9 protein-coding genes and 1 pseudogene are annotated in these 17735 nt (G+C 40.2%); 3 read left to right on the top strand and 7 right to left on the bottom strand.

What is annotated here, in order from left to right:
• Positions 1-222 precede the first annotated feature (222 nt).
• The 3 genes from PY364_RS04630 to PY364_RS04620 all read right to left on the bottom strand — a co-directional run bounded on the left by PY364_RS04630 (position 223) and on the right by PY364_RS04620 (position 3388).
• Complete coding sequence (locus PY364_RS04630) at positions 223-771, bottom strand: PIN domain-containing protein (RefSeq protein WP_275520980.1); 549 nt, start codon at positions 769-771, stop codon at positions 223-225.
• Positions 761-1156, bottom strand: a complete 396-nt coding sequence (locus PY364_RS04625; RefSeq protein ID WP_275520979.1) for an STAS-like domain-containing protein — start codon at positions 1154-1156, stop codon at positions 761-763. The genes PY364_RS04630 and PY364_RS04625 overlap by 11 nt, the downstream gene beginning before the upstream one ends.
• Before the next feature lie 96 nt (positions 1157-1252).
• Positions 1253-3388 (bottom strand): GAF domain-containing protein, encoded by a 2136-nt coding sequence (locus PY364_RS04620; RefSeq protein ID WP_275520978.1) that lies wholly within the window; start codon positions 3386-3388, stop codon positions 1253-1255.
• Positions 3389-3805: 417 nt separating this feature from the next.
• Between PY364_RS04620 and PY364_RS04615 the strand changes: the two genes are divergently transcribed.
• The 3 genes from PY364_RS04615 (at position 3806) to PY364_RS04605 (ending at position 15591) form a co-directional block, all read left to right on the top strand.
• Positions 3806-4552: a pantothenate kinase gene (locus tag PY364_RS04615; RefSeq protein ID WP_275520977.1), complete on the top strand. Its 747-nt coding sequence runs from the start codon at positions 3806-3808 to the stop codon at positions 4550-4552.
• Positions 4553-4622: 70 nt separating this feature from the next.
• A complete protein-coding gene (locus PY364_RS04610) occupies positions 4623-10025 on the top strand; it encodes an ATP-binding sensor histidine kinase (protein WP_275520976.1) in 5403 nt (1800 codons plus the stop codon).
• Positions 10026-10212: 187 nt separating this feature from the next.
• Entirely contained in the window at positions 10213-15591 is a 5379-nt protein-coding gene (locus PY364_RS04605; protein ID WP_275520975.1) for an ATP-binding sensor histidine kinase, read from the top strand.
• A gap of 58 nt (positions 15592-15649) precedes the next feature.
• Here PY364_RS04605 and PY364_RS04600 read toward each other — a convergent pair whose 3' ends face one another.
• The 4 genes and pseudogenes from PY364_RS04600 to PY364_RS04585 all read right to left on the bottom strand — a co-directional run.
• Positions 15650-16471 (bottom strand): alpha/beta hydrolase, encoded by an 822-nt coding sequence (locus PY364_RS04600; protein ID WP_275520974.1) that lies wholly within the window; start codon positions 16469-16471, stop codon positions 15650-15652.
• 192 nt (positions 16472-16663) lie between these two features.
• Entirely contained in the window at positions 16664-17119 is a 456-nt protein-coding gene (locus tag PY364_RS04595; protein ID WP_275520973.1) for an NUDIX hydrolase, read from the bottom strand.
• An 88-nt stretch (positions 17120-17207) separates the two neighbouring features.
• Positions 17208-17333, bottom strand: coding sequence for a hypothetical protein (locus PY364_RS04590; RefSeq protein ID WP_275520972.1), 126 nt, complete (start codon positions 17331-17333; stop codon positions 17208-17210).
• Positions 17323-17535 (bottom strand): annotated as a pseudogene (locus PY364_RS04585) (redoxin domain-containing protein); the annotation flags it as partial. The gene PY364_RS04590 and the pseudogene PY364_RS04585, both read right to left, overlap by 11 nt.
• Positions 17536-17735: the final 200 nt, after the last annotated feature.

Raw genomic sequence — 17735 nt, 5'->3', positions numbered from 1 at the left:
GCAAGTCATTAATACATCATTAGTTCCATTGTGGCACGTTTTAATTGTAAATCTTTATTAAAAAACCTATCAATCAGTTAAGGATACTAAAACTGAGTCTATGTTCTGTTTGCTTTCGTGGAATTGCCGCACTTTGCTATTGACAGAAATAACTAAATATGCTATGCAATAACCCAAAATCTCTGAATCCCGTAACCCTACCATCCTGTCGTGGTTACATTTTTAATTAAAAAATTTACGATTAGCTGTAATCACGGTCAAATCTTCACCTTTAAAATCGGCATCGTGAGTCACCAATTTTAGATTTTTTGCCTTGCAGAGTTCAGCCAAAATCTTGTCATTGAAATCAACATCTCCCACAGCATAATCGCTCAATATTCCTCCTAAATCCGCTGATTCAAAACCGCTGTCAATTCGTTCGCATTTCTTAAGTATTCTGCGAGCATCTTTAGCAATTTGGCTAGCAATAGAATTGAATTCATTACTTTGGCGAAAAGTCTTAAAATCTTGTGGTTTTATTCCCTGCGGCAAATCATTGTAAACTAATCGAGCAGAGGCATTGATAAATTCCGAAAGTACGAGTACATCGATAAAGATTGGAATCTTAGCACCACGAATCTTTCTCAGTGCTAAGTGATATGTACTTCGTAATCTTGGTAAACTCTCACCTTGCGGCCCATAAATATACAGCCACACATTAGCATCGAATAATATAGAATCAGATGAGCTAAATCTGTAATCTTGGATATTATAAACTTGGTTACTCATCATTATCCTCAGCACACAGAGATTCTTTTGCGGCTTCCTTGAAACGCTCAGGGTTTTCTAAATACCGCCGTCGCCAGTATATAACATTCTCAATATATTCTGCATCTTCAGGATCGATATCTACTATACTGAGTGAATTACGGATTTGCTCTTCTGGAAAATATTCATACAATTGAGCAATTCCCTCGCTCAGGAAACCCCTTGTGAAGTCTTCACAATCCTTGAAAGAAAGAACCACGCTTTTATTTTCTCTGAAAGCTGCTGCAATTGCCTCGAAAACTTGTTGACCAGCTTCGCAGGTGATACACAGAGTATCATTGATAATTTCGGTAACGCTCAGTGTGACAGTATCGGTGTTATTAGTAGTTAGAGTTGTTAAAAAGTTCATAGCGTTTGGTGGTAAATTGACTTAAAAGATGATTCTAGCACAAGCAAACCGCAAGCTCACTCAAACCTCCGATAAATCCAGTTAATAAAATCAGATTTATTCGCTGGTAGCCAATGGCAATTGTACAACAAACTCAGTACCTTCACCAACTTTGCTATAACAACGAATTGTGCCACCATGATCTTTAACAATTGCCTGATAGCAAATCGATAATCCCAAACCAGTACCCTTTCCCACTGGTTTAGTCGTAAAAAATGGGTCAAAAATTTGATTTTGAATCTCAGGCGAAATGCCAACACCACTATCCCGAATTGAAATTGTCACCAACTTATCCGCACTTTCTGTGCAAATAGTAACCTTCCCTGGTTTTCCTGATGTCAATATGGCATCTAAGGCATTTTGCAGCAAGTGGAAAAACACTTGATTAATTTGAGCCGCATTACATTCTAATAACGGTAAATCTCCGTATTCTTTCTGGATTTCAATACCGTTTTTTAATCGATTTTGCAGCATAGCCAAACTACTTTCTAAACCTTGATTTAGATTGGCTGGCTTAAATTGAGATTCATCGAGACGAGAAAAATTACGTAAAGTTGTGACAATTGAACGAATCCGATCGCTCCCTTCCTGCATCGACTTTAGCAATGTAGGGAAATCTTGTCTAATGTAATCCAACTCAAATTCCTCCTCAAGTTTTATGACGGTAGCTGCTGCTTCCGGGCAAGAATTTGCACATATTTCAATCGCTTCACTTAAAGTCTTGGCATATTCTTGAGCGTGAAACAAATTGACATGAATGAAATTATTAGCATTGTTAATTTCATGGGCAACTCCAGCCACCATTTGCCCTAAACTAGACATTTTTTCACTTTGGATTAATTGCTGCTGAGTTGACCGTAATTCCTCTAAAGTAGTTTGCAATTTTTGAGCTTGAGCTTGGGATTTTACCGCCGCTAATTGCACCTCTGCATAAAGTTCTGCTTGTTGAATTGCGATCGCCATTTGCTCCCCTAACTGCCGCAGTAATTCCGTTTCTTGCAGTTGCCAATGCCGGATACTTTGGCACTCTTGAGCAATCATTAAACCCCATAAGCGACTAGAAGATAGTGAGGATGGGGAAGGTTTACTTCGTTGACCTCGCGGATCTTCTTCCTTTTCTTCGTTCTCTACTTCCAGCGAACTGTTCTCAGTTCTACAAATAACAATCGGTACAATTAAGTTAGATTTTACCTGCAAAGCCGTTAAGAAATCAACGTGACACCGATCTAAACCAGCCTTTTGAATATCATTAATTGCTCTCACTCGTCCTTCTAAATAATGCTGAGCATATTCCTGAGAAAAGCAATTATCACTAATCGAATCTCCAAAAATTGACGGCCAAGGAATGATAAGATCCTCAACTACAATTTCGCCTTCCCATTTGTCTTTAAATTGGTAAATAACCACACGATCGGTGTTTAAAAGTTGGCGCACTTCTCTTACTGCCGTTTGCAGTATAGTTTTAACATCTAATGTGCTGCGAATTTGATTACTCACCAGACGCAACAAAGATTCACATTCCGCTTGGCGGCGAGTTTCAGCGTATAATTTTGCTTGGTTAATCGCGATCGCTAACTGAGACGCTACCCCCTCAATCAATTGCTGTTCCCATTCCGTCCATTCCCGTTCGCGATCGCACTGTTGCAACCCAATTATCCCATTTACCCGCCCTTGATAGCGAGTAGCAACAGCTAACATCGACCTAATCCTCAAAGTCTTTATAATCTCCCTAGTCTCCTCCCCCAAGCCGGAAAAATCAGCAAATTTTGTCACCGCCAAAGGGCGATCCTGACAAATGAGAGTTTGCAGGTGAGCGTTATCACAAATTGGCACTTTCATACCGAGTTGCGTCGAATATTCTCCTGCGTTGTACTCTCCTCGCGTCACCAGACTTTCTTCTTCTTCTGATTCTTTAACTAAAATGCTCGTGCGACTGCATTTTAGAGCCTCTCCCAGGAGGCGACACGCAGAATTTAGAACCTCTTCTAGATCGAGAGTGCGACGGACTTCATTATTGATTTGATTCAGCAAGTTAGACAACTGAACTTGTTGTTGCAATTGCACGATCAGTTTTTCTTGTTCCTCTGTTTTTGCCAAGGAAATATTTTCCTCTGAGATGCCATCCTCTGTTTCAGTAAACTTAGATGATACTCTCGGCCAAGGACAGTTAGGTGACTCTACTTTCAGATACATAGAAATTCAGTATTTTTGTGGTGTTTTACTCAATATCGTCTGAGACGGCTCAATTGCACCCTGCCCTTAGTCTTACCAGATCGACTCAGACTTTTCAAGTATTAATAAATTATAGCAGAAGGAATAAGAAATAAGGAAAACACAATAAAATCAATACTTTCAGCAATCGAAAACATCTCGACTTAAATTTGAAGGTATAATAGAGAGCAGAAACTAGAGGCTAAAAATTCCTCCAGTTTTTCAGAAAGTTTTAATGGCAAAACTAGATTTTTAATGTTAAAGTTATATCAGAGAAAAAAATAAAATAAATCCCGCACTAAATCTACCTAATCATACATAAAATCTGAAGAGCTAAAAGCTGACGTTATAATCATTCTTCCTCTTTCCTCCTTCCTCCTTCCTCCTTCCCCCTTAGCCATGAAAGACCACATCCAAATCGCTTTAATGATTGGCAATTCGCGACTGCACTGGGCAAAGTTTGCTGGTACAGCACTTCAGGAAACCTGGGATACAGAGCATTTAACCCCTGATGCCGTAAAGCAGTTAAGTAATAAATTTCAGTCTTCTGTTCCTCTTTCTCTAGTTTTAGCTTCAGTAGTACCCCAGCAGGCGGAACTTTGGCAAAACTATCCCGATCTTCACATAATTACCTTAGATCGGTTGCCACTTTTAGGAGTCTACCCTACCCTCGGAATTGACAGAGCTTTGGCTGTACTAGGTGCTGGTACTGAGTTAGGTTGGCCGATTCTAGTAATTGATGCTGGCACTGCGATAACATTTACTGGGGTAGATGTCAATAAATGCCTAGTTGGTGGTGCAATCTTACCGGGTTTAACTTTACAGTTATCTTCTCTAGCACAAAAAACAGCAGCGCTACCATTAATAAATTTACCAGAAAATTTGCCCCCACGCTGGGCTATGGATACACCACAAGCAATACAGAGCGGCATTATTTACACTTTAGTTGCAGGAGTTAGGGATTTTATAGAAGATTGGCGGCGGGAATTTCCAGAAAGTAAGATTGCTTTCACGGGCGGCGATCGCACTTTCTTACTAACCTATTTCAAAAATCTATTTCCCCATTTAGCTACCCCTATAATTGAAGCTCCTTATAGCATTTTTTGGGGAATGAGAGAGGTTATATTAAATTCTGTAAATTATTAGTAATAATAGCACTCACTATGATAACGATAAGATAGAATAATAGTAGTTTTATTTTGTTTAAGTCAAAAAAATGGAGAACGTCACTCATCTTCCTGGATATACCATCACAGAACAAATCTATGCAGGTTCTCGTACTTTTGTCTATCGAGGTATTCGAGAGCGCGATCGCACTCCTGTTGCCATTAAACTACTGCGAAACGACTACCCGAACTTCAACGAACTCCTGCAATTTCGCAACCAATACACCATTGCTAAAAACCTTAAATTCCCTAGTATTATTCAACCGCTGACTCTAGAACAATATCACAATAGCTATGCCTTAGTCATGGAAGACTTTGGCGGAGTCTCCCTATCTAATTATCTCAAAATAGCAACAGATGAAACTAAAATTTGTAAATCTTTACCTTTAGTAGAATTTCTTAACATTGCGATCCAACTTACAGACATTCTCCACTATCTCTACCAAAATAGAGTCATTCACAAAGATATTAAACCCGCTAATATTCTGATTAATCCAGATACCAAACAAATCAAACTAATTGATTTTAGTATTTCTTCCCTGCTACCACGAGAAACCCAAGAAATCCAAAATCCTAATATCTTAGAAGGAACATTAGCCTATCTATCCCCAGAACAAACGGGCAGAATGAATCGAGGTATTGACTATCGCAGTGACTTTTATTCCTTGGGAATTACATTTTATGAACTATTAACAGGAGAATTACCATTTATCTCAGAAGATGCAATGGAATTAGTGCATTGTCATTTGGCCAAACAGCCAATACTCATCCATCAAATCAATGCAGAAATCCCCTCGATTATATCAGAAATTGTCAGTAAACTGATGGCAAAGAATGCCGAAGATCGCTATCAAAGTGCATTAGGATTAAAACACGATTTAGATATCTGCTTAGAGCAATTACAAACAAGAGGCAATATAGAAAAGTTTGAACTCGGAAAGCGAGATATTAGCGACAGATTTACCATACCTGAAAAACTTTACGGTAGAGAAAAAGAAGTTAATCAACTATTAGCAGCCTTTGAAAGAGTTAATACAGGTGCAGCCGAAATGATGCTAGTGGCGGGTTTCTCTGGTATTGGAAAAACCGCCGTAGTTAATGAAGTACATAAACCCATTGTCCGTCAGCATGGTTACTTCATCAAAGGCAAATACGACCAATTTCAACGCAATATTCCCTTCAGTGCATTTGTGCAAGCTTTCCGCGACTTAATCGGACAGTTGCTATCAGAAAATGATGCTCAAATTCAACAATGGAAAAATCAAATATTAGCAGCAGTGGGAGAAAATGGACAAGTCTTAATTGATGTCATTCCTGAGTTAGAAAACATCATTGGCAAACAGCCACCAGCAACACAATTGTCAGGAAGTGCAGCCCAAAATCGCTTTGATTTGCTATTGCCAAAATTCGTCCAAGTCTTCACCAGTAAAGAACATCCATTAGTGATGTTTTTAGATGACTTACAATGGTCAGATTCAGCCTCCCTAAATTTGCTGAAATTATTAATGCAAGATACGGAATATTTATTAATATTAGGTGCTTATCGAGATAACGAAGTTTCCCCCGTTCATCCCTTCATTTTAACCCTAGAGGAAATTGTCAAAAATCAGGCAACGGTAAATATAATTACTTTACTAGCATTAAGCGAAGTAAATCTCAATCAATTAATCGCAGATACGCTGAATTGCGAATCACATCTGGCCTATACTTTAACCAAATTAGTCTATCAAAAAACTCAAGGAAATCCCTTTTTTGCGACTCAGTTTCTCAAAGCATTACATAGCGATCAACTAATTAGCTTTAACTCCCCTGATTCCCAAGGGGGAAGACCAGGGGGGTGGCAGTGCGATCTTGCCCAAGTTAAAGCCTTAGCGATTACTAATGATGTAGTAGAGTTTATGGCGTTGCAATTGCAGAAATTGCCAATAAAAACTCAGGAAATGCTCAAACTAGCGGCTTGTATTGGTGCAGAATTTGATTTGAATACCTTGATAATTGTCAGTGAAAAATCGACAAGAAAGACAGCTAAAGCTTTATGGAAAACCTTACAAGAAGGTTTGGTGATTCCCACAACCAAAATCTATAAATTTTTCACCCAATCAGATAGTGAAGAAGTATTTAAGGCGACGGCCAATCCCACGTATCGGTTTTTACATGACCGAGTTCAGCAAGCTGCTTATTCATTAATTCTCGATGATCAAAAACAAGCAACTCACCTAAAAATTGGACAGTTGTTGTTAAAAAATATCCCTGAAGCACAGCAGGAGGAAAAGATTTTCGATATTGTCAATCAGTTAAATTATGGAGTGAAGTTAATCGCTAAACCAAAGGAACGAGAACAGTTAGCCCGGTTAAACTTAGTCGCCGGAACGAAAGCCAAAGCGGCAACAGCTTATAATACCGCCTTTGATTATTTCGCTGTAGGTCGAGAACTCCTCCAAGACGACCGTTGGCAGAGTCAGTACGAACTCACTTTAAAGTTATTCGAGTCGGCAGCAGAGGCAGCTTATCTCAATGGCGAATTTGAGGCAATGGAGGAATTAATTGAGGAAGTATTGCAGTCGGCGGGATCGCTATTAGAACGAGTTAAAGTTTATGAAATAAAACTACAAGCTTATGCAGTTAGAAATCAATTTGTAGAGGCGATCAAAATTGCTTTTTCTGTTTTAAAGTTATTCGGAGTCAGTTTTCCCGAATCGCCAACCGATGCAGATATTCAACGAGCATTTGCAGATACTAAATCCCAATGGAGCGATCGGCCAATTGAGCAATTAAAAGACTTGCCCACGATGAGCGATCTGGAAAAAATGGCGGCTTTACGCATTCTCAGTAGCATTATTGGAGCAGCTTATATTGCTCTACCGCAATTTTTGCCTTTCATTGTCTGCGAGCAAGTAAAATTATCAATTAAATATGGTAACGCTCCTTGGTCTGCTTTTTCTTATGCTATTTACGGCACAACTCTCTGTGGAGTCCTGGGCGATATCGAATCCGGTTATCAATTTGGCCAACTAGCTTTAAACATTTTATCTAAATTTGATGCCAAAGAAATTGCCGCCAAGGTTTTTATCAATACGGAGGGAGATATTCGACATTGGAAAGAACCCGCTCGCGACACCATTAAACCTCTTTTTTTAGCATACCAAATAGGTTTAGAAACTGGCGATCTAGAATTTGCGGCTTATTGTGCTTGTTACGGTAGTTTTAATTCATATTTTTCTGGCAGCCCATTGAAAGAACTCGAATCAGAAATCGCCAGGTACAGTCAAGCCTTTCAGGAATTTAAACAGGAGACAGTTTTTTATTGGAGTGAAATTCACAGACAGGGAATTTTAAACTTAATCAAACCGTCTAGCCATCCAGGTCGTTTGGTGGGGGAAGCGTACAACGAAGAAGAATCTTTAGCATTTCATTATTCCTTTAACGATCTTCTCGCTTTACATATGGTACATAGCCATAAGCTAATTTTAAATTATTTGTTCGACCGCGTGGAAGAGGCGCTAGAAAATGCCGCAATTGCCGAACAATATTTAAATGGAGTCACGGCTATGTTTGTCATTCCAGCATTTTATTTATACGATTCTTTAGCTCGGCTGCAATGGTTAAACGATCGACAGGATTATGAGATAAAAAATCAGCTAAACAAAGTTGCTGATAATCAAGACAAAATGCAAAAATGGGCAACTGATGCACCGATGAATCACTTGCATAAATGGCAACTGGTGGAAGCCGAAAAATATCGGGTCTTAGGAAAGTGTTATGAAGCTGGGGATTTTTACGATCGCGCCATTAGTGGAGCGAAAGAAAACGAATATATCCAAGAAGAAGCCTTAGCCAACGAACTAGCAGCTAAATTCTATCTCAACTGGGGAAAAGAGAAATTAGCGGCTCTTTATATGCAGGAAGCCTACTATTGTTATGCTCACTGGGGAGCAAAAGCCAAAATTAATCATTTACAACAACGCTATCCCCAACTCCTCGCACCCATCCTGCAACAACCTCGCACTACTAATTCCTTCAAGGAAACATTGATCCGAGGAACGATCGCTTCTACTCATACCTCTAGCAGTGCCTCTGAAGCCTTGGATTTGGCAACTTTACTCAAAGCCTCTCAAGCAATTTCTGGAGAAATTGAACTCAATAAACTCCTAACTACTCTCCTAGAAATAGTAATTACCAATGCAGGAGCCAGTAAATGTGTTTTACTCCTCAAACAAGAGCTTGATTTAAACTTAGTAGCTCTTGTAGAAGGGGGACAATCACCACAACTATTACCATCAATTCCTCTAGAATCTAGCCCCGATATAGCAATTAGTTTGGTAAATAATGTCAAGCGAACTTTATCACCTTTAGTATTAGCAGATGCCCGGATAAATTCTCAGTTTGCTGGTGATATTTATATTCAAAAATATCAGCCAAAAAGCATTCTTTGTAGCCCAATTATGAATCAAGGACAGTTGATAGGAGTTTTGTATTTAGAAAATAACCTAACAGTGGGAGCATTTACCAGCGAACGCATAGAAGTCCTCAATCTAATTTGCTCTCAAGCTGCTATTTCCTTAGAAAATGCCCGTCTGTATCAAGCAGCACAACAAGCATTAACTGACCTAAAACAAGCACAACTAACAATAGTTCAAAGTGAAAAAATGTCTGCATTGGGTAACTTAGTCGCCGGAGTTGCCCACGAAATTAATAATCCGGTTGGCTTCCTGACTGGTAATATTGAACCAGCCTTAGATTATATCAATGATTTGTTTGGATTGATTAATCTATTTCAGCAAGAATACCCTAATTATAGTACATCAATTCAAGCAGAAATAGAAGCGATTGAACTTGAATACATCCGGGAAGACTTACCAAAATTAGTCAGTTCAATGCAGGAAGGTGTGAAGCGAATTCAAGACATTAGCACAAGTTTGCGAACCTTCTCCCGTGCGGATACTAATCATCCGGTTGCTTGCAATATCCACGAGGGGATTGACAGTACCATTATGATCCTGAAACATCGCCTAAAAGCCAACGAAAATCGTCCTGAAATTAAAGTGATTAAAGACTATGGGAATTTACCCCAAATCGAATGTTATGCGGGACAGTTAAATCAGGTATTTATGAATCTGTTGAGTAATGCCATTGATGCAGTTGAAGAATCAAATACTGGGCATACTTATGGGGAAATTAACAATGAAATTACCGTTAAAACAGAGTTAACCAGTGACAAAAAACAGGCAATAATTCGGATTAAAGACAATGGAATTGGTATGAATGCTGACGTGCAATCAAAGATTTTTGAACATTTATTTACCACGAAGGAAGTAGGAAAAGGGACAGGATTGGGACTGGCGATCGCGCGTCAAATTATTGAAGAAAAACATCAGGGAAAAATCAAAGTTGATTCTGCACCTGCTGAGGTTACTGTGTTTGAGATCGCTATCCCCTGTCATCTAAGGGAGTAGAATAGAATAGAATAGAATCAGGATTCACGCCAACTGTCACAATGACATCAGTTTGTAGGTGCGTCAGACAAAGCATGGATTTAGGGAATCATGGTTTTTACATCTGATGCACCTACTAATAGCGCTAGTTGTGTAAGTCATAAGAATATTCTAATTCAACAGTTGTCTAATAGAGGAGAAACGAGTTATGAACGCACACCCAAATTTTTCAGACTATCAAATTACAGAAGAACTATATATAGGTACTCGTACCCTCGTCTATCGAGGCATCCGTACCAACGACCAAAAGCCAATAGTAATTAAAATCCTGCGAAACGAATATCCTAACTTTACTGAACTGCTTCAGTTTCGTAACCAATATACCATTGCGAAAAATCTTAACTTTCCTAGCATTATTCAACCTCTGGCTCTAGAGCCATACCGTAATAGCTATACCTTGGTGATGGAAGACTTTGGTGGAGTCTCCCTATCTAATTATCTCAAAATAGCAACAAATGAAGGAAAAATCAATAAATATTTACCTTTAGCAGAATTTATTAACATCGCGATCCAACTTACAGACATTCTCGACTATCTCTACCAAAACCGAGTCATTCACAAAGATATCAAACCCGCCAATATTTTAATTAATCCAGATACCAAACAAGTTAAATTAATTGACTTTAGTATTTCTTCCCTTCTACCTAGAGAAACCCAAGAAATCCAAAATCCCAATATCTTAGAAGGAACATTAGCCTATCTTTCCCCAGAACAAACGGGCAGAATGAATCGAGGCATTGACTATCGCAGTGACTTTTATTCCCTAGGAGTGACACTTTATGAGTTATTGACAGGAGAATTACCCTTTGTTTCAGAAGATGCGATGGAATTAGTGCATTGTCATTTGGCTAAACACCCAATACCCATCCATCAAATTAATTTCCAAATCCCCCTAGCCTTGTCAGAAATTGTTAGCAAACTGATGGCAAAAAATGCTGAATATCGTTATCAAACTGCCTTGGGAATTAAGCACGATTTAGAGATTTGTTTAAAACAATTACAAACAACAGGTCAGATAGAATCTTTTGAAATTGGTAAGCGAGATATCAGCGATCGCTTTACCATCCCTGAAAAACTCTACGGCAGAGAAAACGAAGTAGATCGACTCTTAGCTGCCTTTGAAAGAGTCAGCACAGACCAAACCGAAATGATGCTAGTAGCAGGATTTTCAGGAATCGGAAAAACCGCTGTAGTTAACGAAGTACATAAACCAATTGTACGACAACGCGGTTATTTTATTAAAGGCAAATACGATCAATTTCAACGCAATATTCCCTTCAGTGCATTTGTGCAAGCTTTCCGCGACTTAATGGGGCAATTGCTATCTGAATCAGATGACCAATTGCACAACTGGAAAAATCGAATTTTAGCAGCTTTGGGAGATAGCGGACAAGTCTTAATTGACGTAATTCCCGAATTAGAAAACATCATTGGCAAACAGCTACCAGCCACAGAATTATCAGGCAGTGCCGCCCAAAATCGCTTTAATTTACTGTTTCAAAAGTTTGTGCAAGTTTTCACAAGTATTGAGCATCCATTAGTGATGTTTTTAGATGACTTGCAATGGGCGGATTCAGCCTCACTAAATTTATTGAAATTACTGCTGCAAGATACAGGATATCTATTAGTATTAGGAGCTTATCGCGATAATGAAGTCTCCCCAGTGCATCCATTTATCTTAACCGTAGATGAGATCGTCAAAACTGGGGCAACAGTCAATACAATTACCTTGCCACCCTTAAGGGAATCAGACATGAATCAGTTGGTAGCAGATACCCTGAATTGCGACTTGTCTCTAGCCAAAACCTTAACAAAATTAGTTTATCAAAAAACTCAAGGAAATCCATTTTTTGCCACCCAGTTTCTCAAAGCATTACATGATGATAAATTAATTAGTTTTAATTGGGATATCCAACATTGGCAGTGCGATATTGCCCAAGTCAATGCCTTAGCACTTACTGATGATGTCGTAGAGTTTATGGCACTACAATTGCAAAAATTGCCGACACAGACTCAGGATATGCTCAAATTAGCGGCTTGTATTGGAGCCGAGTTTGATTTAAATACTTTGATAATTGTCAGCGAACAATCTGCGGGTATGACAGCTACAGCTTTATGGAAAGCATTGCAAGAAGGTTTGGTAATTCCCACCACCAGAATTTATAAGTTTTTTACTCAATTGGAGAGTGAAGAAGTTTTCCAAGCATCAGCCAATCCCACTTATCGGTTTTTGCACGATCGCGTTCAACAAGCTGCTTATTCTTTGATTCCAGAATCTCACAAAAAAGCCACACATCTCAAAATTGGTCAGTTACTCCAGCAAAATTTATCAGAAATAGAGCAAGAGGAAAAACTGTTTGATATTGTCGGACATTTAAACCAAGGAAAAGAGCTAATTACCGCACCAACGGAACGGGAAACCTTAGCCAAACTTAACTTAAAAGCTGGAGTTAAAGCTAGGAATTCTACCGCATATATAGCAGCCAAAACTTATTTACAAATAGGGATTGAGTTATTGACAGAGGACTGTTGGCTTCATCAGTATGAATTAACATTAAATCTCTATGTGGCTGCTACCGAAGTTGCCTATTTGAATGCCGATCTTGACAAGATGGAAGAGATGGCTGCACTGGTGTTACAAGAAGCTCAAACAATATTAGATAAAATCAAAATTTACAAAATTCAAATCGTCGCACTGACAGCCCAAAGTCAGATGTTAGAAGCGATCGCAGTCGCCAGAGATGCACTCTCGCAATTAGGGGTTGAACTCCCCACCGCACCTGACGAAACCAAGATTGGCAAAGCGCTAGAAAACCTAGCCAATCTTCAAAGCGGCAGAGGGATTCAGGAACTAATCGATCTCCCTGTAATGAGCGATCCCCAGACTCAGGCAGCCATGCAACTATTAGGAATGTTATTTGCCACTGTTTTCCAGGGAATGCCGGGATTAATGCCCATACTAAGCGCGACTATGGTTAGTTTGTCCCTCCAGTTTGGGAATACACCCGCATCAACGGCGGGGTATGCGATTCACGGCATGGTATTGTGTGCCTTTTTAGGAGAAGTGGAAACGGGTTATAGCTTTGGGCGATTGGGACTGAACTTGTTGGAAAGATTTAATGTGGGTGAATTTAAGTGTACGGTTTTACTTCTGTTTGGCGGTTTTATTCAGCATCGTCAGGAATCTCTGAGGGCAATGATGTTGACTGTGAAGGATGGCTATGCGACTGGTATGGAAACTGGTGATTTTCTCAACGCTGGCTACTGCACGATCAATTACTTCAATGCTAACCTTTTTGGTGGGGTAGAACTGGATATTTGGGAGCCAGAAATAGCAGGTTACAGGAGTGTCTTAGTGCAGACAAAACAATATTCTGCCCAGACTTATTTGGATATGGTGCATCAGTTGGTGCGGAACTTGAGGGAAACTCGTATTCTGTCGGATTGCTTAATTGGTAATGCCTACGATGAAACAGTGATGATTCCTAAGCACCATCAGGACAACGATCTTACTTCGATCGCTTTTGCTTACATCTACAAACTTTTCTTAGCCTACTTTTTTGGCAATTACACGGCTGCATTAGACCATAGCGCCCAAGCCAAAAAATATTTGATGGCAGCATCAGCTATGATTTTTATTCCCGTTTTCCATTTCTATGCAGCCCTGACATATTTGGCGCTTTTCTCTACACAGCCAGAGCCGGAACAAGCAGAGCTTCTTACCTTGGTGGAAGCCGATCAAACTACTTTGAAACAGTGGGCGCAAAATGCTCCCATGAATCATCTACACAAATGGTATTTAGTTGAAGCCGAAAAGTATCGAGTTTTGGGCAATAAAACCGAAGCAATCGAACATTACGATCGCGCCATCTGTCTTGCTAAAGAAAATAAATTTGTCAACGAAGAAGCACTAGCTAATGAATTGGCGATGAAGTTTTACTTAGAATGGGGGAAAGAAAAATTTGCCCAAATTCATGCGATCGAAGCCTACTATTGTTATGCCCGATGGGGTGCTAAAGCCAAAGTTAATCATTTAGAACAACGCTATCCCCAACTCCTCGCACCCATCCTGCAACAACCTCGCACTACTAATTCCTTGAAAGAAACATTGATCCGAGGAACGATCGCTTCTACTCATACCTCTAGCACTGTCTCTGAAGCCTTGGATTTGGCAACTTTACTCAAGGCCTCTCAAGCGATTTCTGGAGAAATTGAACTCAATAAACTTCTAACTACTCTCCTAGAAATAGTCATTGCCAATGCTGGAGCCAGTAAATGTGTCTTACTGCTCAAACAAGATACAGATTTAAAAGTAGTAGCCTTGGTAGCAGAAGGAGAATCGCCACAACTATTATCATCAATTCCTCTAGAATCTAGCCCAGATATAGCAATTAGTTTGGTAAATAATGTCAAGCGAACTTTATCACCTTTAGTATTAGCAGATGCCCGGATAAGTTCTCAATTTGCGGCTGATATTTATATCCAAAAACACCAGCCAAAAAGTGTTATTTGTAGCCCAATTATGAATCAAGGACTATTGATAGGAGTTTTGTATTTAGAAAATAACCTAACAGTGGGAGCATTTACCAGCGATCGTGTGGAAGTCCTCAATTTAATTTGCGCTCAAGCTGCCATTTCCTTAGAAAATGCCCGTTTATATCAAGCCGCACAACAAGCCTTAACTGACCTCAAACAAGCACAACTAACAATAGTTCAAAGTGAAAAAATGTCAGCCTTGGGTAACTTAATCGCCGGAGTTGCTCACGAAATTAATAATCCGGTTGGCTTTCTGACTGGTAATATTGAACCAGCCTTAGATTATATCAACGATTTATTGGGATTAATAGATTTAGTCCAAGAAAAATATCCTCAATTACATCCAGAAATTCAAGAAGAAATAGAAAATATTGAACTTGAATACATCCGGGAAGACTTACCAAAATTGGTCGGTTCGATGCGAGAAGGAGTAAAACGAATTCAAGATATTAGCACTAGCTTAAGAACTTTCTCCCGCGCTGACACAGATCGCCCCATTGCCTGCAATATCCACGATGGGATTGATAGCACCTTAATGATCCTCAAACATCGCCTCAAAGCTAACAAAAATCGCCCAGAAATCAAAGTAATTAAAGACTATGGAAATTTACCACAAATTGAATGTTTGCCCGGTCAATTAAATCAGGTATTTATGAATATTTTAGCCAATGCTATTGATGCCCTAGATGAATCAAACATTGGGCAGAATTTTGCCGAAATTAAAGCTAATTCCAATCAAATTAAAATTACCACATCACTAGAAAATCAAGCCGTAAAAATTGCCATTGCTGATAATGGTAAAGGGATGAATGAAGAGGTTAAAGAAAAGATTTTTGACCACTTGTTTACGACTAAAGGTGTGGGGAAAGGCACGGGATTAGGATTGGCGATCGCGCAGCAAATCATTGAAGAAAAACATGGGGGTAAAATTTTAGTTAACTCTGTCCCTGGTGAGGGTACTGTGTTTTCGATCGCTATCCCTGTTAAATAAAATTAACCGCGACTCCGGCTAAGATGTTCTTAACAACTAACAACTAACAACTAACAATTCAATAATACTGACTGATAAACTTGCGAATGTGTTGAGCGATCGCCTCCGGTACTTCCTGCGGCAAATTGCTCCCCCCCGGACTAACAACTTGCATTTCGGCTTTAGGAGCCAGTCCAGCATAGGATTGACTCAAGGACAAACTTACAGCGTTATCCTCCGAGCCTTGTAAAATCAAAACAGGTATCTTCAGCCAAGACAGGCGATCGTCCAATAACTCCCTTTGAATTTCTACCCGCCTGCGAGCGAACAAAAGTTTAGCAGCCCCAGGCGACTTAGATAAACCTTGCTTCAGTTGTATCAATCGGTCAACTTTTTTTTGAAGACCCAAGATTCTAGCCACAGGAGAGAGCGATCGCAGCACCCCCAAACCAGCATTCGGCAACACCCACAACCACCTAGCCCACAGCCAGCGCTGCTTCACATAACCCGCCTTCACCCCCTCCGGTGCTAACAGTACCAAACCCAACACTCGATCCGAATACTTCAGCGCATAGCTCGCCGCAATCCAGCCTCCCAGAGAATGAGCAACTAAATAAAACTGTCGCAGCTTCAAAGTCTCCAAATACTCAGCCAAACACTCAACCTCTAACTCAATCGAGTAGTGAATCTTTCGAGACATCGGCTCCGACTCACCAAACCCCAGCAAATCAGGAACAAAACAATGGTAATCGGCACCTAAACGCTCAATCACAGGTAGCCATTGAGTGCTGTCATGCAACGAGCCATGCAAAAATACCACATCAGCACCAGAGCCGATTTCACGCCAGAAGATTTGCCCAACAGAGAGCTTGACGCGGGAATTACGGAGCGATAAATACATCCTTGTTCAATGTTGAGGCGTAAAAAACTTGACGAGTGTCATAAAAAGAGCGAGCCAAAACCTCAAAGAAGATTGTACGCCAAAGGGGAATTTTACCCAAATCTAAATTGACCTCTCTCCTGTTGCATAGGTGGGGATTCTTGAGAACAAACTTTTTAGGATAATCCATAAAAAGTTTGATTCTCAACCGCCTTAAGCCAGAATCGTCAGACCCTTAAAATAGTCTTGTAACTGCTGGTCGTGGTCATGGCTGAGCTTACCCTCTGGCAACGAAGCCGGAAAAAAAGCTTGCACCTCACTCACCTCAAGGGTATCGTACACCTGCATATCACCCTGCACTTCTGCTTCGACCACCACGCAAATAGAATGAATTCTCGGATCTCGATCCGGAGCAGAGTATACGCCCACCAAACGGCGAATTTTCACTAATTCTAAGCCTGTTTCCTCCGCTAATTCGCGGCGGACGGAGGTGGGAATATCTTCGCCCCAGTCTACTATTCCCCCCGGTAATGCCCACAGACCATTATCACGGCGGCGAATTAAAACAATTCTACCGTCCGGCAATACAGGGATAACGCTAGTGCCGGTAATGGGATGACGAAAGATAATGCCTAATACAGTTTGTCCAATCTGCCACAATCGACGCATAAGAAGAAGGAAGAAGGAAGAGGGAAAAAGCTTTTTTGAGATTAGCTTCCAACTATAGAAACTTTACATTTAATTTATGCCCGCTTACTTATAATCTTGATTTTAATTCCTTCTTTCCTTCTTCCTTCTTCCTTCTTCCTTCTTCCCTCTTCCCTCTTCCCTCTTCCCTCTTCCTTCTTCCTTCTTCCTTCTTCCTTCTCCTAAGTGCTGACACCGAATATTGCGATATTCCGAGACTGAAAATCGGCGTAAATGTCCCTGAATCCACAAGCTTCTTTGGTACAACCGGGAGTGTTGTCGCGGGGGTAAAAATACAGCACAACTCGCACTCCCCGCAAATCTGCGAGGCTGATTTGGTTGCCTTCAGTGTCGGGTAAGCTGAAGTCAGGAGCTAAATCTCCAGGGTTAAGGGTCATCTGTCAGTTTTGTCAAGAGGGTAATTGGTTTTTCACGGCTGCATGGAGCCTGCTATGATCTACTTGTGAAGTATCTATAAACAAACTAGCTTAACGCGGGATACCGCATTCTAGTAAAGTAATAATTCACGCAATTGTGGCTGTAACTGCTCAATGTATGAGTAGCTCTAATGCCCACAGGTAGCAGAATGAGCCTCGGA

The organism is Kamptonema sp. UHCC 0994 (genome assembly GCF_029167235.1).
GTDB lineage: Bacteria > Cyanobacteriota > Cyanobacteriia > Cyanobacteriales > Microcoleaceae > Kamptonema.
The sequence above is the reverse complement of the archived record's forward strand: the minus strand, read 5'-3'. Positions and strand labels throughout refer to the sequence as shown.

What these genes read in the sequence shown, in the direction of transcription:
- PY364_RS04630 (WP_275520980.1), bottom strand. Translation starts at nt 771, where the DNA reads ATGATGAGTAACCAAGTTTATAATATCCAAGATTACAGATTTAGCTCA.
- PY364_RS04625 (WP_275520979.1), bottom strand. Translation starts at nt 1,156, where the DNA reads ATGAACTTTTTAACAACTCTAACTACTAATAACACCGATACTGTCACA.
- PY364_RS04620 (WP_275520978.1), bottom strand. Translation starts at nt 3,388, where the DNA reads ATGTATCTGAAAGTAGAGTCACCTAACTGTCCTTGGCCGAGAGTATCA.
- PY364_RS04615 (WP_275520977.1), top strand. Translation starts at nt 3,806, where the DNA reads ATGAAAGACCACATCCAAATCGCTTTAATGATTGGCAATTCGCGACTG.
- PY364_RS04610 (WP_275520976.1), top strand. Translation starts at nt 4,623, where the DNA reads ATGGAGAACGTCACTCATCTTCCTGGATATACCATCACAGAACAAATC.
- PY364_RS04605 (WP_275520975.1), top strand. Translation starts at nt 10,213, where the DNA reads ATGAACGCACACCCAAATTTTTCAGACTATCAAATTACAGAAGAACTA.
- PY364_RS04600 (WP_275520974.1), bottom strand. Translation starts at nt 16,471, where the DNA reads ATGTATTTATCGCTCCGTAATTCCCGCGTCAAGCTCTCTGTTGGGCAA.
- PY364_RS04595 (WP_275520973.1), bottom strand. Translation starts at nt 17,119, where the DNA reads ATGCGTCGATTGTGGCAGATTGGACAAACTGTATTAGGCATTATCTTT.